The 21917-nt window shown below is 62.8% G+C and carries 22 protein-coding genes; 7 read left to right on the forward strand and 15 right to left on the reverse strand.

Annotated elements, in window-relative coordinates; translation table 11 throughout:
• The first annotated feature begins 1 nt into the window (after position 1).
• A complete protein-coding gene (gene zapE / locus HS968_RS08120; RefSeq protein WP_182370913.1) occupies positions 2–1108 on the forward strand; it encodes a cell division protein ZapE in 1107 nt (368 codons plus the stop codon).
• Here the strand turns inward: zapE and HS968_RS08125 are convergent.
• Both HS968_RS08125 and HS968_RS08130 read right to left on the reverse strand, forming a co-directional pair.
• Complete coding sequence (locus tag HS968_RS08125; protein ID WP_182370914.1) at positions 1103–2431, reverse strand: beta-galactosidase; 1329 nt, start codon at positions 2429–2431, stop codon at positions 1103–1105. The genes zapE and HS968_RS08125 overlap by 6 nt on opposite strands.
• Positions 2432–2620: 189 nt before the next feature.
• Positions 2621–3184: a cysteine hydrolase family protein gene (locus HS968_RS08130; protein WP_182370915.1), complete on the reverse strand. Its 564-nt coding sequence runs from the start codon at positions 3182–3184 to the stop codon at positions 2621–2623.
• 94 nt (positions 3185–3278) lie between these two features.
• On the opposite strand from HS968_RS08130, the gene HS968_RS08135 reads away from it, so the two are divergent.
• On the forward strand, positions 3279–4253 hold the full coding sequence (locus tag HS968_RS08135) for a GlxA family transcriptional regulator (protein WP_182370916.1): 975 nt from the start codon (positions 3279–3281) through the stop codon (positions 4251–4253).
• A 4-nt stretch (positions 4254–4257) separates the two neighbouring features.
• On the opposite strand, the gene HS968_RS08140 is transcribed toward HS968_RS08135, so the two are convergent.
• Both HS968_RS08140 and HS968_RS08145 read right to left on the reverse strand, forming a co-directional pair.
• Positions 4258–4932 (reverse strand): DUF1028 domain-containing protein, encoded by a 675-nt coding sequence (locus HS968_RS08140; RefSeq protein WP_179624332.1) that lies wholly within the window; start codon positions 4930–4932, stop codon positions 4258–4260.
• 122 nt (positions 4933–5054) lie between these two features.
• Positions 5055–6578: a fumarate hydratase gene (locus HS968_RS08145; protein ID WP_119693663.1), complete on the reverse strand. Its 1524-nt coding sequence runs from the start codon at positions 6576–6578 to the stop codon at positions 5055–5057.
• Between the two features lie 299 nt (positions 6579–6877).
• Here HS968_RS08145 and HS968_RS08150 point away from each other — a divergent pair, with 299 nt between their 5' ends.
• The 3 genes from HS968_RS08150 to HS968_RS08160 are packed head-to-tail and all read left to right on the forward strand — an operon-like array spanning position 6878 to position 9769.
• The gene (locus tag HS968_RS08150; protein ID WP_182370917.1) at positions 6878–8005 is read left to right on the forward strand and encodes a GGDEF domain-containing protein; all 1128 of its coding nucleotides are present in this window, start codon (positions 6878–6880) and stop codon (positions 8003–8005) included.
• Positions 7998–8936 (forward strand): iron-sulfur-binding ferredoxin reductase, encoded by a 939-nt coding sequence (locus HS968_RS08155; RefSeq protein WP_182370918.1) that lies wholly within the window; start codon positions 7998–8000, stop codon positions 8934–8936. Before HS968_RS08150 ends, HS968_RS08155 begins: the two co-directional genes overlap by 8 nt.
• A 59-nt stretch (positions 8937–8995) precedes the next feature.
• Complete coding sequence (locus HS968_RS08160) at positions 8996–9769, forward strand: enoyl-CoA hydratase (RefSeq protein WP_179624335.1); 774 nt, start codon at positions 8996–8998, stop codon at positions 9767–9769.
• Between the two features lie 169 nt (positions 9770–9938).
• On the opposite strand, the gene HS968_RS08165 is transcribed toward HS968_RS08160, so the two are convergent.
• From HS968_RS08165 to metG, 9 genes are all read right to left on the reverse strand, one after another.
• A complete protein-coding gene (locus tag HS968_RS08165) occupies positions 9939–10118 on the reverse strand; it encodes a PA3496 family putative envelope integrity protein (RefSeq protein WP_106739468.1) in 180 nt (59 codons plus the stop codon).
• Between the two features lie 110 nt (positions 10119–10228).
• Positions 10229–10867, reverse strand: coding sequence for an endonuclease III (gene nth, locus HS968_RS08170; protein WP_182370919.1), 639 nt, complete (start codon positions 10865–10867; stop codon positions 10229–10231).
• Entirely contained in the window at positions 10867–11418 is a 552-nt protein-coding gene (locus HS968_RS08175) for an Rnf-Nqr domain containing protein (RefSeq protein ID WP_179624336.1), read from the reverse strand. The genes nth and HS968_RS08175 overlap by 1 nt, the downstream gene beginning before the upstream one ends.
• The gene (locus HS968_RS08180) at positions 11415–12080 is read right to left on the reverse strand and encodes an RnfABCDGE type electron transport complex subunit G (protein ID WP_179624337.1); all 666 of its coding nucleotides are present in this window, start codon (positions 12078–12080) and stop codon (positions 11415–11417) included. Before HS968_RS08180 ends, HS968_RS08175 begins: the two co-directional genes overlap by 4 nt.
• The gene (locus tag HS968_RS08185; protein WP_179625237.1) at positions 12077–13072 is read right to left on the reverse strand and encodes an RnfABCDGE type electron transport complex subunit D; all 996 of its coding nucleotides are present in this window, start codon (positions 13070–13072) and stop codon (positions 12077–12079) included. The genes HS968_RS08180 and HS968_RS08185 overlap by 4 nt, the downstream gene beginning before the upstream one ends.
• Positions 13056–14201: an RnfABCDGE type electron transport complex subunit B gene (locus tag HS968_RS08190; RefSeq protein WP_182370920.1), complete on the reverse strand. Its 1146-nt coding sequence runs from the start codon at positions 14199–14201 to the stop codon at positions 13056–13058. The genes HS968_RS08185 and HS968_RS08190 overlap by 17 nt, the downstream gene beginning before the upstream one ends.
• Positions 14198–14746 carry an Rnf-Nqr domain containing protein gene (locus tag HS968_RS08195; protein ID WP_179624339.1) on the reverse strand — a complete coding sequence of 183 codons (549 nt, stop codon included), beginning with the start codon at positions 14744–14746 and terminating at the stop codon, positions 14198–14200. Before HS968_RS08195 ends, HS968_RS08190 begins: the two co-directional genes overlap by 4 nt.
• 86 nt (positions 14747–14832) lie before the next feature.
• Entirely contained in the window at positions 14833–15606 is a 774-nt protein-coding gene (locus tag HS968_RS08200) for a DUF4349 domain-containing protein (RefSeq protein WP_179624340.1), read from the reverse strand.
• Positions 15607–15770: 164 nt separating this feature from the next.
• Positions 15771–17807 (reverse strand): methionine--tRNA ligase, encoded by a 2037-nt coding sequence (gene metG / locus HS968_RS08205; RefSeq protein ID WP_182370921.1) that lies wholly within the window; start codon positions 17805–17807, stop codon positions 15771–15773.
• A gap of 176 nt (positions 17808–17983) precedes the next feature.
• Between metG and apbC the strand changes: the two genes are divergently transcribed.
• Positions 17984–19072, forward strand: coding sequence for an iron-sulfur cluster carrier protein ApbC (apbC, locus tag HS968_RS08210; RefSeq protein WP_182370922.1), 1089 nt, complete (start codon positions 17984–17986; stop codon positions 19070–19072).
• A 179-nt stretch (positions 19073–19251) separates the two neighbouring features.
• On the opposite strand, the gene HS968_RS08215 is transcribed toward apbC, so the two are convergent.
• Complete coding sequence (locus HS968_RS08215; protein ID WP_003245585.1) at positions 19252–19461, reverse strand: cold-shock protein; 210 nt, start codon at positions 19459–19461, stop codon at positions 19252–19254.
• A 301-nt stretch (positions 19462–19762) separates the two neighbouring features.
• Here HS968_RS08215 and dcd point away from each other — a divergent pair, with 301 nt between their 5' ends.
• A complete protein-coding gene (dcd, locus tag HS968_RS08220) occupies positions 19763–20329 on the forward strand; it encodes a dCTP deaminase (protein WP_004423764.1) in 567 nt (188 codons plus the stop codon).
• A gap of 121 nt (positions 20330–20450) precedes the next feature.
• Here the strand turns inward: dcd and pyk are convergent, their stop codons facing one another.
• Entirely contained in the window at positions 20451–21902 is a 1452-nt protein-coding gene (gene pyk / locus HS968_RS08225; protein WP_106739476.1) for a pyruvate kinase, read from the reverse strand.
• Positions 21903–21917 lie beyond the last annotated feature (15 nt).

Here is a 21917-nt window from a genome sequence, read left to right on the forward strand (position 1 = left end):
GATGCAGGTGCCACACGATTCGCCGCAGGCCGCCTACGAGCGAGCGCTTGCAGCCGGCTTCGTCGTCGATACAGCGCAGCGACGTGCGGTCGAGGCGCTGCAGCACTGCCATGAGGCTGTAGAGCGAGGCGAACGGCCGCTCGGTGTCTACCTCTGGGGGCCGGTCGGGCGTGGCAAGACCTGGCTGATGGACAGCTTTTACAACGCCCTGCGCGTGCCGGCGCGGCGGCAGCATTTCCATCACTTCATGCAATGGGTACATCGCCGTCAGTTTCAGCTGACCGGCAATGCCGATCCGCTGCGCCTGTTGGCCGAGGAGCTGGGGCGTGAGGTGCGCGTGCTGTGTTTCGACGAGCTGTTCGTCAGCGATATCGGCGACGCGATGCTGCTCGGTCGCCTGCTTAGTCTGGTGGTGGAGCAGGGCGTGGTGCTGGTGGCGACCTCCAACCAGCCACCGGAGCAACTGTATGCCGAGGGCTATAACCGCGAGCGCTTCCTGCCGGCCATCGCCGCGCTCGAGGCGCATATGCAGGTGGTGGCGGTGGATGGCGATCAGGATCATCGCCTGCACCCCGGCGCCGAGGTGCAGCGCTATTGGGTACGGCAGCCGCAAGCCTTGGGTGAGCTGTTCGCTCGTTTGAGCGAGGGGCGGATCATCAGCCGTGAGCCAGTGGAGCTGGCTCATCGCAGCGTATCGACCCTCGGCCATAGTCCGGCAGCGCTGTGGTGTCGTTTCCGTGATCTGTGCGAGCAGCCATTGGCGGCGGTGGATTTCATCGAATTGTGCGAGCGCTTTCCGGCCATCCTGCTTGGCGAGGTGCCATGCCTGGGCGGCGAGCAGCGTGAAGGGCGCATCGCCCGTGGCACCGAGGATGCTGCCGAACGGGTCGATGCAGGGGATCGGCAGTTGCCGGCGTTATCGCGCAACGACGATGCGGTACGACGTTTCATCGCCCTGGTCGACGAGTGCTACGACCGCCGTGTGCCGCTGTACATCGAAGCCGAGGTGGCCCTGGATGAACTCTATACCCAGGGCTACCTCGGTTTTGCCTTCCGCCGTACGCTCAGTCGCCTGCGCGAGATGCAATTGCAGCGATTTGGCTCATAGCACCAGCATCTGCAGCTCGCGCGTGACGTTGATGGTAATTCCAGCACCATTGGAATTGACACTCTGGTTGGTGCCTTGGAGAGGGTTGTAGAGCGTACCGCTGCCGTTACGTTGCAACTGCACCGTTCCATCCTCTTGTGCCCAGAACATCCAAAGCCAGCGGCCGTCGGCGCGCTGCCAGGCAATGCTGATCATTCCCTCAGGAGCATTTGCAAACGCAGGCGGATCCAGAGGGGTCATGCTTGCGCTGGTAACCTGCAGAAAGCGTTTCAGCGCCTGGTATGCGGGCTTTTCGCTGCCATCGAGGCGTAGCAGTCCGTAGAACTGATCTCGCACTGTGGCGCGAGCGTCCAGATCATTGAGGGCAAACAGGAAGATGCGGTCGTAATCCATGGCGCTCATCAGCGCCAAGCGGCGGAGCATGTGGTCGGCCTGACCTTGTTCGCCAATGATGGGTTGTAGCTCCACAGGTCCTGGGTAGCTGGACCAACCAAACTCGGTCGCCCAAATTGGGCCACCGCTGAGCAGTCGCAGATTCTGGTTGAGCCCGTTGGCATTGATGATGAAATCGCCGGCACCTGAATAGTCACCTTCCGCCTCTTGGGTATAGGGGTGATAGGCGTTCACGCGATTAGGGTTGAGGCTGCCGAGGTGGTACAGGGCTTCGAACATATAGCCGCCCAACACGGGCATCTGGCTGTAGTAGGCATGTCCACCTATTACCTGAGTGGCATCCGGCCTGACTATGGCCAGGGTAGTCAGGGTGCTTTCCAGCAACTGCTGGTATTGCCACGGATTTTCCATCGGTTGCCAGAAAGGCGGAATATTTTGCTCGTTCCATACCTGCCAAGCTGTCACGTAGGGATAGCGACTAGCGAGGGTCGCGAAACTGTTGGCGAACAGTTGTGGATTGGTTGGCGGATATTGATCGGGGTTGCTTACCCCTGTTGGTGCGGATGTCGCATGGGGGGCTGAGCCCACCATGTAGATCAGTGGCTTGAGCTCCTCTTCCTCGACGACCTGCATCAGTCGATCAAAGTCCGTCCATTGCCACTGCCCTGCTTGCGGCTCCATGCGATCCCAGTTCAAGCCGATACGAATCCATTGCAGTTCCAGCTCCTTGAGCTTGGCGATCTGATACCGGTAGGACTGTTCGGGGAACCATTGTAGTTGGACGTTCAAGCCGAGAAAGTCGGCCCATGTCACGTCGCGGGGGCCTTTCATCGAGTAGGAGGGAGCGGCGTAAGTGACCTGGCATGTCAGAAAGATGCCAGCGATGGAGCTGATGAAGAGGGATTGCTTGAATAGACCTCTGGTGAACATGGCCGATCTCCTTGGCCGTGAGTGAAGAGCGCAGCATAGTAACGCTGATGAAGAAATCCAGTTTATTGTGAGTGGCGAGCCTAAGTTGATCACTGCAAAGTGGGCGTGGAGTGTCGTACTCTGCGTCCACAAGGTGATTCTCGGGCACGGCATAGGTCATGCCGGATGACCTATGCATCCGTTTGTTATCTAGTTTGAATCGGGCGTGCTGGCCAGGTACTGCGTGGTAGAAACCACGCTCGCATAGGCAAAGGCCAGCGCTGCCATGTAGGCCGCATGCACTTGAGTGGCCGCAATCGACTGGCCGTCGAATTCCTGGTCGCGCGTTGCGCAGGCGTCATGTACCACGGTGGTGGTGTAACCGAAGTCGCTGCTGGCACGTGCCGCGGCGTCGATGCACATGTGGCTCATGGCGCCGACCAGGGTGACCTGTTCGATACCCGCTTCATCGAGCAGTGCCTTGAGTTCGGTATCGAGAAAGGCGTTCACCTGGTGCTTGAGCACCACGGCTTCGTCCACCCGTGGCTGCACACTGGCATGAATGCGCGCGCCTTCGGATGCCGGGGTAAAGAAGGGCGCGTCGTCGCTCTGGAACTCGTGGCGTACGTGCACCACCTTGTCGCCAGCCTTGCGCGCAGCCGCCAGGACGCGGGCGGCATTGTCGGCAGCCGCCTCCATGCCGTGCAGCGGCCATTTTCCGGCTTCGAAATAGTCGTTCTGGATGTCGATCAGTACCAAAGCACGCTTGCTCATGTTGCTCTCCGTGGGATGATGTGGGGCAAACCTTATCGCTACGGCTGACGTTCGAGGATGGGCGAGGCCGACAATCTGCGGGGAAAAACTGACAATGAGCGGGCGCTGCCTGGAAATCGGGCTGTTGCTGTATCCCGGTGTGCAACTGGCGGCGGTGTATGGCCTGGGCGATCTGTTCACGGTGGCCAACGATATGGCTGCCAGCCAGGAGCGTGAGGGTACGGATCGGCTGCGTGTCAGTCACTGGCAGATCGATGATGCAGGCAAGGTTCGGCGTGTATTCGACAGCCACCCGCAGGCCGAGGGTACGCCGCAGGTGGTGATCCTGCCGCCCTGTCTGGATGCTTCTGCTGGCTACGCGTTGGAGATGGCTTACTGCCGTTGGCTGGAGCGTCTGCATGCTTCAGGAGTGACGCTGGCATCGGTCTGTGCTGGCGCCTTTCCATTGGCCGAGGCGGGCCTGCTCGAGGGGCGTTCGGTGACCACTCACTGGGCTTTGGCGGGTGAGTTGGCAGAGCGTTATCCCAATGTGCAGGTCTTGCCCGAGCGGATGGTGGTCGATGACGGCGACCTGATCACCGCAGGTGGCCTGATGGCCTGGACAGACCTCGGCCTGGCGCTGGTGACGCGGCTGCTCGGGCCGACCATCGCTGCCGAGACTGCCCGGTTTCTGGTGGTGGATCTCAACCGCGAGTCGCAACGCCAGTTCAGCAGCTTTGTGCCCAGCTTCGATCATGGCGATGCCGCGGTATTGAACGTCCAGCAATGGCTGCAGGGGCCAGCGATGGTCGAGGCGAATCTGGCTGGCATGGCCGCTCGCGCGGGATTGGGCGAGCGCACCTTTCTACGGCGCTTTCGCGCCGCCACCGGGTTGAAACCAACGGAATATTGCCAGCAACTACGGGTCAACAGAGCCCGCGACCTGTTGGAGCACAGCCGGCAAAGCATCGAGCAGGTGGCGTGGCAGGTGGGCTATCAAGACAGCGGGGCCTTTCGCAAGGTCTTCGCCCGGCTGGTGGGCTTGTCACCGGGCGATTACCGACGCCGTTTCGGGACGGCTGCGCGTTAGGGTCTCAGACCGAGTCTTCCGCCGCCTTGCCCGCCGGATTCGCACGGGTTGGCATGGCGAGAATTTCCGGCAGCACGTCACGCGCGAATACTTCGTGCAGGCGCCGCAGCTCTGCTACCGGATCGAGGTGATGATCGACGCGGATGTCCCACAGTGGATACTGCTCGTGATCGACCACATAGATCACCGCCGAGGATTCGCCATGGCGATCACCGCCGTGTTCATCACCCGCGGCCAGGGCATCGATCAGGCGTTCGACCAGCGGCCTGGTTTCACCGAGGCGGAAGGTATCGGCTACGGCATCCAGCACCTGCGGGCCGACCAAACGATTGCCCTGTACGGAGAATTGCTCGCCGGCCAGTGAACCTGCCCAGGGAATGCATTTGTCGCCAGTCCAGCAGACGCTATCGCCGTGGCGATCGATCAACGCGCACTGGCGCAGTTCCATGCAGGGATCGGTGGTCATCAGCACGCTGAGTGCGGCAGGTGCCGAATAGCCTTGTCGCAGTAATTCCAGGCCGTCGAGGCCTAGGTAGGGATTGACCTGCGCCTGGGTCGCCACGGCACCTATGCCGGCGGCCGCATGACTGAGCAACTTGCCCACGGCAGGCATGGCAGTGGCGGCGGCGACGCCGAATTGGCCGGTACGGGGGCAGCGAGCGATGATGGAAAAGGTCATGGCGTCTCCTTTTTCGGCTTAGGCCACGCGTTTGCCGCCATCGTTCCGTTTTGCTCGTTCTCAACTGCCGAAAACGCAGAAGCCCGGCACAGGGCCGGGCTTCCGCTTGCAACTGGAGCGGATTACTTCACTTCCACCGCCAGGCTTTCGGCGATCTTCTTGTTCCAGATCGCAGGGCCGGTGATGTGTACCGATTCGCCGTTGCTGTCGACGGCAACGGTGACTGGCATGTCTTTGACCTCGAACTCGTAGATCGCTTCCATGCCCAGCTCGGCGAACGCCAGCACCTTGGACTTCTTGATCGCCTGGGCCACCAGGTAGGCGGCGCCGCCGACGGCCATCAGGTACACGGCCTTGTTGTCCTTGATCGCTTCGATGGCGGTCGGACCGCGCTCGGATTTGCCGATCATGCCCAGCAGGCCGGTTTGTTCGAGGATCTGGCGAGTGAATTTGTCCATCCGCGTGGCGGTGGTCGGGCCGGCTGGGCCTACCACTTCGTCGCCGATCGGATCGACCGGGCCCACGTAATAGATGAAGCGGCCTTTCAGGTCGACCGGCAGTTCTTCACCCTTGTTGAGCATCTCGACCATGCGCTTGTGCGCGGCGTCGCGACCGGTGAGCATCTTGCCGTTGAGCAGGATGGTCTCGCCCGGCTTCCAGCTCTGCACGTCTTCCGGAGTCAGGGTGTCGAGGTCGACGCGGCGCGCCGACGGGCCGGCTTCCCAGACGATTTCCGGGTAGGCGTCCAAATCCGGTGCTTCCAGCTCGGCAGGACCGGAGCCATCGAGCACGAAGTGGGCGTGGCGGGTGGCGGCGCAGTTGGGGATCATGCACACCGGCAACGAAGCGGCGTGGGTCGGATAATCCATGATCTTGACGTCGAGCACGGTAGTCAGGCCACCGAGGCCCTGGGCACCAATGCCCAGCTGGTTGACCTTCTCGAACAGCTCCAGGCGGATCTCTTCGATGCGGTTCTGCGGGCCACGGGCCTGCAGTTCGTGGATGTCGATGTGCTCCATGAGCACTTCCTTGGCCATCACCGCAGCCTTCTCGGCGGTACCGCCGATGCCGATGCCGAGCATGCCGGGCGGGCACCAGCCGGCGCCCATGGTCGGCACGGTCTTCAGAACCCAGTCGACGATCGAGTCGGATGGATTGAGCATGGCCATCTTCGACTTGTTCTCGGAGCCGCCGCCCTTGGCCGCGACGTCCACTTCCACCTTGTCACCAGGGACGATGGAGTAGTGGATGACGGCCGGGGTGTTGTCCTTGGTGTTCTTGCGGGCACCGGCCGGGTCGGCCAGGATCGAGGCGCGCAGCACGTTCTCGGGCAGGTTGTAGGCGCGACGTACGCCTTCATTGATCATGTCGTCGACGCTCATGGTGGCGCCGTCCCAGCGCACGTCCATGCCGACCTTGATGAACACGGTGACAATGCCGGTGTCCTGGCAGATCGGGCGATGGCCGGTGGCGCACATGCGCGAGTTGATCAGGATCTGCGCCATGGAGTCGCGCGCGGCCGGGGACTCTTCCTTCAGGTAGGCTTCGTGCATCGCCTGGATGAAGTCGACGGGGTGGTAATAGGAGATGAACTGCAGGGCGTCGGCGACGCTCTGAATCAGGTCGTCCTGCTTGATCACGGTCATTGGGGCGCTCCTCTATCAGGGAACATCTATAAGGAAGCGCCGAATCTTGACCCGGCGCAGCGGCAAAAGGGCATCTCCAGAAAACTACCTCGGCTGCGGCGTAGCGCTTGGCCTTAGCCAAGCGCTGCATCGTTGTGCTTTCTAGAGCGACCAAAAAGGCGCGGCAGTATAACTCGCCAGCCGCGACGGGCACAGCCGCCGAAGGTCGATGGTCAGGGCTGTGGGCGGTTATCGGCGGCCTAGGCTTTTTGTGATCACGGGGGTAGAGTACGGCAAGATGCCAGTATGGGACGGAGCCCATGAGCTCAACGACTCGCCGGGGAACGCAACGCAGCCTGCAGAACCTTCTGCTCAAACGCTTCGCCATGGCCTTCGCTTCCTACGCGATGATGGCGCTCGTCTGCTGGTTTGCCGTGTTCAACGGTCTCTTTCTCGGTTCGGTCAGCACCGCTGCCTGGCTGACGCTCGGTGTATTCGGCAGCCAACTGGTGTTCCTCTGGCTGTTTCTCTCCGGGCGTAATCTGCGTTTCGACGATCCCAGCCTGACCGAAGCCCAGGTGCTGGTGGCGTTGGCCTGGCAACCACCGGTGCTGGCGTTCTTCGACAGTGCCCGTGGCAGCATGCTGGTGTTCTACATATTGATCCTGCTGTTCGGCGTATTCCAATTGCCGCCGCGGGTATTCGTGCGCTGCGCTGCTTTTGCGTTCTTCGGTTTCACCGCGATGGTGCTGATCGAGGCCTATCGCATGCAACTGGTCGACCCGAGCATGGCCTGGCTGCAGGTGTGGGTGCTGTTCATCATGCTGGTCTGGTTGTGCCTGTTTTCCAGCTACGTACAGGCGATGCGCAAGCGCATGCGTCAGCGCCGCTTCGCCCTGCAGGCGCACCAGGACACGCTGCGTGGGATGATGCGCCAGCTCGAGGATCTGGTCGCCACAGACGAGTTAACTGGCCTGTTCAATCGCCGCCACTTCCTGCGCCTGGCCAGCCGTGAGTTGCAGCACATGGGCAATGGGCGGCAACATGGCCTGGCATTGATCGATCTGGATCATTTCAAGCGGATCAATGATGCTCATGGCCATGCCGCAGGCGACCGCGTATTGCAGACCTTCGCCGCTGTGGCCCGCGCCTGTCTGCGTGACGGCGACATCATTGCCCGCTATGGCGGCGAGGAGTTCGTCCTGTTGTTGCCCAATACCGATGCTGACCAGTTCACCGCTTGTTGCGAACGTCTGCGTGAGGCCTTCGCCACGGCCGAGCCAGTGGGCGTGAACGTGGAGAATCTCAGCCTGTCCGCCGGTATGACCCTGTTGTGCGCTGACGATGATCTCGACGAGGCTCTGCAGCGTGCCGACCAGGCGCTTTACCAGGCCAAGCGCGGCGGCCGTAATCGTTGTGATGCCAGCTGGGAGGGTGCCGGTGCCTGAGTTGCGCGTGGGCACCCAGCAACTGCAGGTGGCCAGCCAGAGCAATCTGCTCGATGCCTTGTTGGCGGGCGGTGTTGCCGTGCCTTACAGCTGTCGCGCTGGCAGTTGTCATGCCTGCCTGGTGCGTTGCGTGGCGGGGGAGCCGCTGGATCGCCAGCCCGAGGCGCTGGCACTCGACAAGCGAGCCGAGGGTTGGCGTCTGGCCTGTCAGTGCCTGGTAGTGGATGACCTCGAAGTCGAGCCGTTCGATCCGCAGCGCGATGGTATTGGCGCTCAGGTCGTCGCCCTGGACTGGCCCAGCTCGCATGTGCTGCGTCTGCGCTTGAAGCCGGTTCGCGCGCTACGTTACCGCGCCGGACAGCACGTGGTGCTGTGGAACGCTGACGGCGTAGCGCGGCCTTATTCGCTGGCCAGCTTGCCGGGCGAGGACGAATGGCTGGAGTTTCATATCGATTGCCGCCTGCCAGGCGCCTTCAGCGATGCTGCCCGTCATCTGCAGGTTGGCGACAGCCTGCGTCTGGGGGAACTGCGGGGTGGTGCGTTGCATTACGACCCGGACTGGCAGGCGCGGCCGCTCTGGCTGCTGGCCGCGGGTACCGGTCTGGCGCCCCTGTATGGCGTGCTGCGCGAAGCGCTACGCCAGGAGCACGGCGGCGCCATTCGCCTTCTGCATGTCGCTCATGAGCCTGCCGAGCATTACCTGGCCCAGGAACTTCAGGCATTGTGCGACGCACATCCGCAACTGCAGGTCGAACAGGTAACGGCGGCGCAGTTGCCGGCTGCTTTGGCCGAACTGCGCCTTGTTTCCCGTCAGACCCTCGCCTTACTCTGCGGCCATCCTTCGACGGTCGACAGCTTCGCGCGGCGCCTCTACATGGCCGGTTTGCCGCGCAGCCAGATGCTCGCCGACGTCTTTCTGACCCGCGTATAGCGTGGCTGCGCCATACGCACCAATGCCGGTGCGCGTGGCGCACCCTACGGAGCTTCGGCATGAGCGAACACCTGCATATCGAACGTGATCGCGGTCTACTGACCCTGCGCATGCAGCGGCCGGACAAGAAGAACGCGCTGACCCGTGCCATGTATGCCGGTATGGCCGACGTGCTGGACGAGGCGGATCAGGACAGTTCGGTGCGCGTGGTCTTGTTGACCGGCGGCGAGGATTGCTTCACCAGCGGCAATGACCTGGCCGACTTCCTTCAGGCGCCTCCCTCCGGTTTGAACAGTGAAGTGTTCCACTTCATGCGTGCGCTGTTCGACTTTTCCAAACCGGTGGTCGCTGCCGTAGCCGGCCCGGCTGTCGGGATTGGAACCACGCTGCTGCTGCACTGCGACCTGGTCTACGTCAGCCGCAGTGCGCAGTTGAGGATGCCCTTCGTCAATCTCGGCCTGTGCCCTGAATACGGTTCCAGCCTGATTCTGCCGCGTCTGCTCGGGCATGCACGGGCGGCTGAATTGCTGCTGCTTGGCGAGAGCTTCTCTGGAGCGCAAGCCGCCGAGTGGGGGATCGCGAATCAGGTTCTGGATGATGGCGCCGCGACTCTGGCCATGGCCCGCGAGATGGCTGAGCGCTTTCTCGAACTCCCGCCTTCGGCAGTGCTCGACAGCAAGCGCCTGATGCGCGCGCCGGGGCGTGAGGAACTGCGCAAGGTGATCGAGGAGGAGGGCGCTCTGTTCGGTCAGCGACTACGTTCGCCTGAGGCCATCGAGGCACTATCGGCCTTCATGCAGCGCAGAAAACCGGACTTTTCCAGGTTCGGCTGAGCGCATCCATGTAGGGTGCGCTGTGCACACCAGACTCTCGGTGCTGGCGCAGCCTACGCAGACCCCAAATAGAAACGCCGCGACTGCTAGGCACGATCGCGGCGTTTTTCGGTGAAGGCAACCCTGACGCACTCGGAAAGAAGTGCGCCAAAACCGGCGGGCCCAGCCTTCAGATGTCGAAGTCGTATTCGGCCAGCTGCTTGTGCAGGCGACGTTCTTCGAGGAAGTTGTCGATGATGCGGCGCTTGGTCAGATTGGTCTTGGCGACTTCCACCGCAGGCTCGGCATTGTCTGCATCGTCCGCGACAAAGTCTTCGTCCAGCTCGAGATCTTCTTTGTCAGTGCTCATCTTTTCACTCCAGGCCAGCTCTAGGGGCCATTTGCGCACCTTATAGCGACAAAAATAGGGCGGGTAAAAAAGATTTTTTCAATCAGAAGATCGCTGAATTCTATAGCCAATCAATCGTCGGAGGTCTTGGCCTTGTACTCGCACAGGTCCTCGATACGGCAGGCGCCACAGCGGGGTTTGCGCGCCACGCAGACGTAGCGTCCATGCAGTATCAGCCAGTGGTGCGCATCCAGCAGATAATCCTTGGGCACGAACTTGAGCAGCTTCTTCTCTACCTCCACCACGTTCTTGCCTGGGGCGATGCCGGTGCGATTGCTGACGCGGAAAATATGCGTGTCCACCGCCATGGCCAACTGGCGGAAAGCGGTATTGAGCACCACGTTGGCGGTCTTGCGGCCGACGCCGGGCAGCGCTTCGAGATCCTCGCGGTTGTCGGGCACCTGGCTGCCGTGCTTCTCGATGAGGATACGGCAGGCTTCGATGACGTTCTTCGCCTTGCTGTTGTACAGGCCGATGGTCTTGATGTACTCGGACAGTCCTTCGACGCCCAGGGCGTAGATGGCCTCCGGTGTGTTGGCGACCGGGAACAGTTTGGCGGTGGCCTTGTTGACGCTGACGTCGGTGGCCTGGGCTGACAGCGTGACTGCCACCAGCAACTCGAACGGCGTGGTGTAGGCGAGTTCGGTCATGGGTTCCGGATTGTCTTCATGCAGACGACGGAAGATTTCGAGGCGTTTGGCGGCATTCATCAGGCTTTTTCTGGTTTGAAGTGACGGAACAATGCGAGCAACAGGCCGAGCAGGATAAAGGTGCCGGCCGCCTGCGTCAGCAACGGCAGACCACCGAGCAGTTGCCAGCCGCAGAATGCTGGGCCGAACAGCCAGTCAGCATAAGCCAGAAGGCTGCCATGGCCGAACAGTTCACGCAGGGTTCCGAGCAGCAGGGCCAGGCCGAGCAATGCCAAGCCGGAACGCAGCCCAGCCCAGGGGCCGTGCTCGTCCTGCAGTGCCAGCGCCAGGCAGGGTAATGCCAACAGCGGCAGGAACAGACTTAGGGCAGCCGCCAGTTCGGCGCTGAGCGCTTGCAGAATCATTTCGGCAGCGCCGAGGCACAGTGCCCCGAAAAACAGAGCTGCGAGTATCAGATGAGCGCCGTGCAGACGGTTGCGCAATGGCGCCAAGACCAGGCCGCAGGCCAGCAGCGTCAGCAGGCCGATCAGTCCAGCTGTGGTGGCCTTGATCAGCAGGTCGGTAGTGCCCAGCAGGGGCGCCAGGGCGAGCAGAGCAGGCAAGCGCTTCATGGCTGGCCTTCCAGAGGCGCAGGCTTCTGCACGCCGTAGGGCGGGTGCAAACCGCCGTCAGTGGTCTGGCGGGTTGCACCCGCCCTACGAAAAGTCGTTTCCAATTCGGCGGCATGAAAGCGCAGAGCGGCTTGCAGGGCGTCCCTGACCGAGCGCGAGGTGATGGTGGCACCGGCGATATGGTCGACTGACCCACCATCGGCTTTCAATTGCCAATCATCGTCCGCTGTCAGGCTGTTGAAGTGCTGCAGCCATGAGCGGCGTTGAGGGGCGGTGAGATCGGCAAGACCGGGCGTTTCGCGTTGCTCCAGCACCTTGCTGGCGATCAGCCTGCCATCGATGGAGATTGCTACCAGCAAGCGGATCGGCCCTTCATAGCCACGTGCGCTGATCGGCAGCAGCACTGCGCTCGGCTTGCCATGTAGACGGGCCAGGTAGCCGGTCTCTGCGCGTGGGTTGCCGAGCAGGCCTCCAGCCGGCAGGGCGATGGTTTCCTGCAATGGGCGATTGTCGTAGCTGCCGGCTGGCAACAGGTCGAGCAATTGGCGCTCGCTGGCGGCCTGGCGCTCTTGCTCGATGCCTGGTGCGGCCAGATGCTGCAGGGCAGCGAGCAGCCCTGCGGTGGCCAGGGCTAAGGCAGCAAGCAGCAGGCCCTGCTTCATCGGGCTGCCCCCAGCCTGTCGAGGCGAGTGACGCACAGGTTCATCAGCAGCACGGCGAAAGCGATACCGTCGGGATAGCCGCCCCAGGTGCGGATGAGGTAGGTCAGCAGGCCGACGCCGATACCGAAATACAGCTGGCCTCGTGGCGTGCTGGCGCCGCTGACGGGTTCGCTGGCGATGAAGAAGGCGCCGAGCATGGTCGCGCCACTGAACAGATGCAGCAGCGGTGAGCCGTTGGAATCCGAACCGCTGCCGTTCCAGCACAACAGGCTGATGACGAACAGTGCGCCAAGCATGCCCGCTGGTGCCTGCCAGCGAATCGCCCGCTGTTGCAGGAGGAACGCGCCACCGGCGAGAAACGCCAGGTTGACCCACTCTGCTCCGTGACCACCGACACCGCCAAATGCGGGGTGGCTGGCGAACAGTTCGTCCAGGGTCAGGCGATCATTGTGGCTTAGCGTGTCGAGCACCGTGGCCTGGCTCCAGCCGTCCGGCAGGCCATTGCCGAAGGCGAATACCTGGTTCAGGGCGGCGAGCAGATCATGACTGACACCGGGCGTTGGCCACTGGGTCATCTGGGCAGGGAAGGTGATCAAGGCGAAGGCGTAGCCGAGCATGGCCGGGTTGAAAGGATTGCGTCCGAAGCCGCCGAAGATCGCTTTGCCGAACAGGCTGGCGAATGCGGCGCTGGCGACGGTCAGCCACCAGGGGGCGTAGCTGGGCAGTGCGAGCGCCAGCAGGACGGCGCTTACCAGACCGCTGCCTTCAGCCAGCCAGCGTTGCTCAAGCAGGTTGCAGGTAGGCGCTGGCTGGTGGCGTAGGCGACGTACCAGCCAGTCGCAGGTGCAGCAGGTCAGGCAGGCCAGCAACAGCTGGATCAGCACGCCCCAGCCGTTGAACCACAACAGCGCCAGGGCGCCGGGCAGGCAGGCGAGCAGCACCCGCAGTAGCGCGGGGCGAGGGTCGAAGCCGGACTCAGCCGCGCTGGTAATCACTGAGGCGTTGCTCGGCTGTAGCCAGGCGCTGGCGTGCGGCCTCTATGGTCGCTTCGTCGACCGCGTTCGGGTCGGCGGCCAGGCGGCGCTCCAGGCGCTGCACTTCGGCGCGCGCGTAAGCGTGCGTGGTTTTCAGGTCACGAAATTGCTTGTCGACCGGTTGCTTGTCGGTACGCACGAGATTGGGCACCGGCTTGCCGCTGTTGTCTTCGGCAGTGTGCAGGGCCTGCTCGGCTTGCACGAGAGCTTGTCGCAAGCGCTGCAGCGTTGCTTCATCCGCGCCTTCGCGCTCGGCTTTGGCCAGTGCCGTGCGGCTGGTGAGCAACTGGATCTTGGCTTGCTTGAGCGCGGCGACGCCAGGTGTCGGAGCTGCAGGCGCTGGCGCGGGCATCGCATCCAGAGCGCTCTGTGCCTGGTCGGCTGCAGCACGTAGTACCTCGACCTGGCGCTGTAACTCCTCGGTGCCGTGCTGGGCAAACTGCTTTTCGGCCTTGGCCAGTACCACCTTGGCCATTGCTGCTTCGATTTTCAGACGTTTGTAGGCGTCTTCGTTACCGGCGACAGGTTGCGTAACCGGTATCGCCAGCGCTGCTGGTGCACGTGTCGCGCGCTCGGTCTGGCGCTTCTTCTCGTTCTGCAGCAGTCGCGCCTGGCGGGCGTCGTGGCGTTGGCGGAACTGGTCGGCGCGTTCACGCTGTCGTTCGATCTCTGCGCCGGTCAGCGGCAGGATGTCGATGCAGTCGACCGGGCAGGGCGCGACGCACAACTCGCAGCCGCTGCATTCGTCCGTGATCACCGTGTGCATCAGTTTGGCTGCGCCGACGATAGCGTCTACCGGACACGCCTGGATGCATTTGGTGCAGCCGATGCATTCGGCCTCGCGGATAAAGGCGATCTGCGCCGGTACTTCCGGCAGCTCCAGTGGCAGATAGGGGCGTTGCAGCAGATCCGCCAGGGCATGAACGGTGGCGCTACCGCCGGGCGGGCACTTGTTGATCGCCTCACCACCGGCAATGCCTTCGGCGTAGGGCAGGCAGCCGGGATGGCCGCATTTGCCGCACTGGGTCTGCGGCAGCAGGGCGTCGATGGCGCGGATACGGGCGTCGCTGCGCAGGGCCTGGCTCATAGTGCCCCCATGCCGTTGAAGCCGAGGAAGGCCAGGCCCATCAGGCCAGCGCTGATCAGCAGGATCGGCGTGCCGCGAAAGGCGACCGGTACATCGCAGCGCTCGATGCGCACCTGTAGGTCATCGAACAGTTGCAGGATCAGCCAGAAACCGAGCCCACCGGCGAGGCCAAAAGCCAGGGCGCTGCTGAACGTCTCTAGGGATCTGCCCAGCAGCATGGCGCCCAGGCCGTTGCCCAGCAGAATGGGCCACAGACCAGGCTGAGCCAGGGCCGGTCGCCAGCGTGCCAGCAATGTTGGCAGCAGCCAGGCCAGACCGGCACTCAGCAGGATGAATGCGAGCAGGTACAGATAGGACAGCGCTGCGCCTTGCAGAAGATATTCGCTCAGCCTGGCCAGGGGCACGGCGAACAGGATCAGCAACGCGGCGCAGGGGCCAAGCGCCTGCAAGCGCAGGTGGCGCAGGGCGTCGGCGGCCAGCGGCAGGCCGAGCGCGAAGTGGCTGATCAGGGCGGCACCGATCAGGGCGAAGAAGAAGTCGGTCATGCGCGTCGCGTGAGGATGTCTGGATACGGCCGCGTATTATCCGGGGCGCGGCGCGGTGGTACAACCGCGCCGGCTGTCGCAGCGCCTTACTCGGCCTTGCGGGTGAGGCGGCGCCACAACCAGCGCAGCAGCAGGGCGAGTGGGAACAGCAGAATCAGGAAGGGCAGGCCGTAACCGATGAACTCGATGACGTTGGCGGTACCTTCGGCGAGGTTGTCCTTCAGGCGGGAGAAGGCTTCACCGATGCGGCCCATGGGCGAATGTTCATAGGGGCTGGTGAAGTTCAGCGTCAGCAGGTTGGTGTCCAGGCGGCGCTGCTGCTGAGCGGCCTCCTGAGCGATGACCTGCAACTGCACCTCGACGGCGGCCAGTTCACGGGCCAGGGCCAGCAGGTCGGCGACGGCCAGATCGGTACGCTCCTGGAATTGCAGCAGGGTCTGCTGTTGGCGCAGCAACTGGTCGTGCTGGCGGCGGTTGTCGGAGACGGCCTGGGCCAGGTCTTCGGCGCGGGTGTTGCGGCTGGTCAGCTCGCCGCCTTCACTGGCGAAACGAGTGATCGGCTCGACGCCATCCGGCACGATGCGCAGGGTCAGCTCGCCGCGTGGCGACTTGCCGCTGCTCTGCTGCGCGGCGATCAGGCTGCAAGCGCCGAACTGTGCGCTCAGGCAGGCTTCACGGGTGCTGGCCAGGCGTTCGCCGAGCTGCTCTGCCGGCAATTCGATACCGACATGATGCTCGTAGGCCAGGTAGCTGCCGGCCTGGTTGCGTTCGCCATGCAGGGCGCCGCCGAGCGGCAGCCCTGACGGGTCGGAGCAACCTGTCAGGGCTAGCAGAAACAGCACAACCATCCATGGTTTCATCGCGTTCTCCTTAGAACCTGTTCACGATCTGCTGCGCGTCGGCCCTACTGCGTTAAAAACAGGCTCGGACTGCTCATTTACAGCTCGTAAACTCCGCGTCCTCGCCTGTTTTTGCCTTGTACGGCTCTAGCTCGCGAGATCGTGAACGGGTTCTTACGTTGTGATTACTTGACGCGCTGGCCCGGCTTGGCGCCGCTGTCCGGGCTGAGCAGGTAGATTTCCTCTCCGCCAGGGCCGGCCGCCAGCACCATGCCTTCGGATACGCCGAACTTCATCTTGCGCGGCGCCAGGTTGGCGACGTACAGCGTCAGGCGACCTTCCAGCTTGCTCGGATCCGGGTAGGCGGACTTGATGCCGGAGAACACGTTGCGCTTCTCGTCTCCGATATCCAGCGACAGGCGCAGCAGCTTGTCGGCACCTTCGACGAACTCGCATTTCTCGATCAGCGCGATGCGCAGGTCGACGGCAGCGAAGGCGTCGAAGTTGATTTCGGCGGCCAGCGGATCCTTCGCCAGTTCACCATTGCCTGCAGGCTTGCTGGCCTCGGCGGCCAGGTCTTCCTTGGAGGCTTCCACCATGGCTTCGATCTTCGGCAGTTCGATACGGGTCAGCAGCGGGCTGAACGGATTGAGCTGGTGATCGGCCAGTGGCTTGCTGAGGTCGTCCCAGGTCAGTGCCGGCACGTTGAGGAAGGCCTCGGCTTCGGCCGCCAGATTCGGCAGTACCGGCTTGAGCAGGATGATCAACTGGCGGAACAGGTTGATGCCCAGCGCGCAGATTTCCTGCACTTCGGCCTGTTTGCCTTCGACCTTGTTCAGTGCCCACGGTGCCTTGTCGGCGATCCAGGCGTTGGCGCGGTCGGCCAGCGCCATGATCTCGCGCATGGCACGCGAGAAGTCGCGCGCCTCGTAGGCTTCGGCGATGCTCGGTGCGGCGACCTGGAAGGCTTCCCACAGCGCAGGTTCCGGGTTGGCGGTAACCAGTACGCCAGCGTTGCCCCTGTGGATGAAACCGGCGCAGCGGCTGGCGATGTTGACCACCTTGCCGACCAGGTCGGAGTTGACCTTCTGCACGAAGTCCTCGAGGTTCAGGTCGAGGTCGTCGACGCCACGGCCCAGTTTGGAGGCATAGTAGTAGCGCAGGTATTCCGGGTTCAGGTGATCCAGGTAGGTGCGCGCCTTGATGAAGGTGCCACGCGACTTGGACATCTTCTGCCCGTTGACGGTCAGGTAGCCGTGCACGTTGACGCCGGTCGGCTTGCGGTAGCCCGCGCCTTCGAGCATCGCCGGCCAGAACAGGGCGTGGAAGTTGACGATGTCCTTGCCGATGAAGTGGTACAGCTCGGCGGTCGAGTCCTTGCCCCAGAACGCGTCGAAGTCCAGATCCGGACGGCGCGCACAGAGGTTCTTGAAGCTGGCCATGTAGCCGATCGGCGCGTCCAGCCAGACATAGAAGTACTTGCCCGGCTCTCCGGGAATCTCGAAGCCGAAGTAGGGCGCATCACGCGAGATGTCCCACTCCTGCAGGCCGCCATCGAGCCATTCGGCGATCTTGTTGGCCACCGCTTCCTGCAGCGCGCCGGAGCGCGTCCACTGCTTGAGCATGGCTTCGAAGTCCGGCAGCTTGAAGAAGAAGTGCTGCGACTCCTTGAGTACGGGCACGGCTCCGGAGATGGCCGAACGCGGGTTCTTCAGTTCCGTCGGCGAGTAGGTGGCGCCGCACTTTTCGCAGTTGTCGCCGTACTGGTCGTCGGTACCGCATTTCGGGCAGGTGCCTTTGATGAAACGGTCGGCGAGGAACATGCCCTTGTCGGGGTCGAAATATTGGGTCACCGCGCGGGTGGCGATGTGGCCCTTGTCGCGCAGGGCCAGGTAGATGGCGGCGGACAGCTCACGGTTCTCGTCCGAGTGGGTCGAGTGGTAGTTGTCGAAGTTCACGCCGAAGTCGGCGAAGTCGGCCATGTGCTCGGCGCGCACGCCATCGATCAACTGTTCCGGGGTGATGCCTTCCTTCTCGGCACGCAGCATGATCGCCGAGCCATGCGCGTCGTCGGCGCAGACGTAGATGGCCTGGTTGCCTCGCAGTTTCTGGAAGCGCACCCACATGTCCGTCTGCACGTATTCGAGCATGTGCCCGAGGTGGATCGAACCGTTGGCATAGGGGAGGGCGCTGGTAACGAGAATCTTGCGGGCTTCGCTCATGATGATCGGCTGCACTGGTAAAACAAAGGGAGTCGGCAACTATAAAGCAGCGGGCAGTTGCAAGCCACCTGCGCCGACCCTGCTGCGCTCACTGGATGGATTGACGCAGGCGGCGTCGTCCTCGGCAGCCTGCGGTATGATGCCCGCCTGTTTCACTCAACCTTTCGGAGCCATCCATGAGTGCCGTTACCCGCGAAGCGGTGGAAGCCTGCCTGCGTCAACTCGTCGACCCCCATCTCGATCAGGATCCGGTCAGTGCCGGTTGCCTGCGCGAAGTGGATATCCAGGGTGGCAAGGTGCGGGTGCGCCTGGAGCTGGGTTATGCGGCCGGCCTGTTCAAGAGCGGCTGGGCGCAGATGCTGCAGATGGCGCTGGAGAATCTCGATGGCGTCGAGGCGGCGCAGGTGCAGATCGACTGCGTGATCGAGTCGCATCAGGGCCAGGCCCAGGTGCCGTCGCTGGGCAACGTGAAGAACGTCATTGCCGTGGCTTCGGGCAAGGGTGGCGTGGGCAAATCCACCACGGCCGCCAACCTGGCGTTGGCGCTGGCCCGTGAAGGTGTGCGCGTGGGCATTCTCGATGCCGATATCTACGGCCCCAGCCAGGGCATCATGTTCGGCATCCCCGCTGGCACCCGGCCGCAGGTCAAGGATCAGAAATGGTTCGTGCCGCTCGAGGCCCACGGCGTGCAGGTGATGTCGATGGCCTTTCTCACCGACGACAACACGCCGATGGTCTGGCGCGGGCCGATGGTCAGCGGTGCGCTGCTGCAACTGATCACCCAGACCGCCTGGGACAACCTCGACTATCTGGTGGTGGACATGCCGCCGGGCACTGGCGACATTCAGCTCACACTGGCGCAGAAAGTTCCGGTGGCGGGCAGCGTGATCGTCACTACACCGCAGGATCTGGCCCTGCTCGATGCCAAGAAGGGCGTGGAGATGTTCCGCAAGGTGCACATCCCGGTGCTAGGTGTGGTGGAGAACATGGCCGTGCACATCTGCTCCAACTGCGGGCATGCCGAGCACCTGTTCGGCGAGGGCGGCGGCGAGAAGCTGGCTGCGCAGTATGGCGTCGAGCTGCTGGCGTCGTTGCCGCTGTCGATGGCCATCCGTATGCAAGCCGATGACGGCAAGCCAACCACGGTGGCCGACCCGGAAAGCCAGATCGCCATGATCTACCAGGATCTGGCGCGCAAGGTCGGCGCGCGCATCGCCCTGGCTGGCAAGGTAGCCATGCCGAGCATCGAGATCAGTGAGGACTGAGAGCGGCCGCGAAGCGGCCATCTGGTGACCCTCTCCCGCATGCGGGAGAGGGGAGCACGGGCACCTAACCCGCCCTGCGTACATCCGACAACGCGATACTGGCCGGGAGCGGCACTTTCGCGCAGGCAAGAAAAAGCCCCGCACTAGGCGGGGCTTTCTTTCAAGCAGGACAGTGCAGGTTAGATAACCTGAACTTCCTCAGCTTGCATGCCTTTCTGACCACGGGTGGCCACGAAGGAAACTTGCTGGCCTTCTTTCAGGCTCTTGAAACCATCGCTCTGAATGGCTTTGAAGTGTACGAAGAGGTCGTCACCGGATTGCGGGGTGATGAAGCCGTAGCCTTTCTCATCGTTGAACCACTTAACGGTGCCAGTCTGACGATTGGACATGTGATGTCTCCTAACAAAAGTAATAGCAGCCCTGGAAAAGCCCAGGCCGGGACTGAGTGCAACGAGTACTAGGAGTCGGACGATGTTTGGATCGAAATCTAGGCATCTAGTAGCGATTCGCGGTGACACATGCAGCACAGTGGGGACACCATACGTGTTTTTATCGCCGAGTGCGAATGCTCGATGCAGCTTTTTTGCAAATAATCCTCAACGCTGGGTGCCGCAGTCTTTGAAGCGTGGCGCTGGCCTCGGTAAGATGCGCTCACTTTTTTCGCAATAGCCCAACTCAGGACTCCCCGCCATGAGCATCAAATCGGATAAGTGGATTCGCCGCATGGCCCAGGAACACGGGATGATCGAGCCCTATGTCGAGCGCCAGGTACGCGGTGCCGACGACAGCCGCGTCATCTCCTACGGCGTTTCCAGCTATGGCTACGACGTACGTTGCGCCGACGAATTCAAGGTGTTCACCAACATCCATTCGGCCATCGTCGACCCGAAGAACTTCGACGAGAAGAGCTTCGTGGACATCAAGAGCGATGTCTGCATCATCCCGCCGAACTCCTTCGCCCTGGCTCGTACTGTCGAGTACTTCCGCATTCCGCGTGATGTACTGACCATCTGCCTGGGCAAGAGCACCTATGCGCGCTGCGGCATCATCGTCAACGTCACGCCGCTGGAACCGGAATGGGAAGGCCACGTGACCCTGGAGTTCTCCAACACCACCAACCTGCCGGCGAAGATCTACGCCAACGAAGGCGTGGCACAGATGCTGTTCCTGCAGTCCGACGAGGCCTGTGAGGTTTCCTACCGTGACCGTGGTGGCAAATACCAGGGCCAGACGGGTGTGACGCTGCCCAAGGCTTGAGCACGTAGGGTGCGCCAAGCGGCTGCGTTTCGTGGTGCGCGCACCGCACCCTACGATAGAAGCAAGATGGCGAAACGAAAGAGGCCGCTCATGGAGCGGCCTCTTTTCGTTCAACGGTGCATCAGACCATCTGATCGCCGACGTGCAGGATCTTCATGGTGTTGGTGCCGCCGGTACCATGATAGCTGTCGCCCTTGGTCAGGATCACCCAGTCGCCCGGCTCGACCACACCACGCTTGAGCAGCTCGTCCACTGCAGCCTGGCTGACTTTGTTGGCCGGCAGCGAGGCTGGGTCGAACGGCACGGTGTAGACGCCGCGGAACAACGCCACACGGGCCTGGGCTTCGCGGTGCGGTGTGAAGGCGAAGATCGGGATCGAGGAGCGAATGCGCGACATGATCAGCGGGCTGTAGCCACTCTCGGTCAGGCTGATGATGGCCTTGACGCCCGGGAAGTGGTTGGCGGTGTACATGGTTGCCAGGGCCACGCTCTCGTCGCAACGCTGGAACTGGCGACCGATGCGGTGGCTGGATTTCTGGCTGGTCGGGTGTTTCTCGGCACCCAGGCACACGCGAGCCATGGCCTGCACGGCTTCGACCGGGTATTCGCCAGCGGCGCTTTCGGCAGAGAGCATCACGGCGTCGGTGTAGTCCAGCGCGGCGTTAGCCACGTCGGACACTTCGGCGCGGGTCGGCATCGGGCTGTGGATCATCGATTCCATCATCTGGGTGGCGGTGATCACCGCTTTGTTCAGGCGACGGGCATGGGCGATGATTTTCTTCTGGATACCGACCAGTTCGGCATCGCCGATTTCCACGGCCAGGTCGCCACGGGCCACCATCACTGCGTCGCTGGCGCGGATCAGGCCGTCGAGGGCTTCGTCATCGGCCACGGCTTCGGCGCGCTCGATCTTGGCTACCAGCCAGGCAGTACCGCCGGCCTCGGTGAGCAGGCGACGGGCGTAGTCCATGTCGGCGGCATCACGCGGGAAGGATACGGCGAGGTAGTCCAGATCCATTTCGGCGGCGACTTTGATGTCGGCCTTGTCTTTCTCGGTCAGGGCTGGCGCGGTCAGGCCACCGCCGCGACGGTTGATGCCCTTGTTGTCGGACAGCGGGCCGCCGATCAGTACGCGGCAATGCAGTTCGTCGGCGCCCTTGAGTTCGACGCGCATGACCACACGGCCATCGTCGAGCAGCAGTTCGTCACCGACATCGCAGTCCTGAATCAGCGCCGGGTAGTCGATGCCGACCACTTCCTGAGTGCCGGCAGTGCGCGAGTGGCTGGAGGAGAGGCGGAACAGGTCGCCATCCTTGAGCTCGATGCGCTTGTTCTCGAACTTGGCGATGCGGATCTTCGGGCCTTGCAGGTCGCCGAGCAGCGCCACGTGGCGACCATGTTTGGCTGCCAGCTCACGCACCAGCTGGGCGCGGGCCTTGTGATCGTCGGGCGTGCCGTGGGAGAAGTTCAGGCGGGCCACATCCAGGCCCGCGAGAATCAATTGCTCGAGCACTTCCGGCGAGTTGCTGGCCGGGCCCAGGGTGGCGACGATTTTGGTACGGCGAAAGGTCATGCACGAACTCCCTAG

This window comes from Pseudomonas berkeleyensis, from assembly GCF_014109765.1.
Classification (GTDB): domain Bacteria; phylum Pseudomonadota; class Gammaproteobacteria; order Pseudomonadales; family Pseudomonadaceae; genus Aquipseudomonas; species Aquipseudomonas berkeleyensis.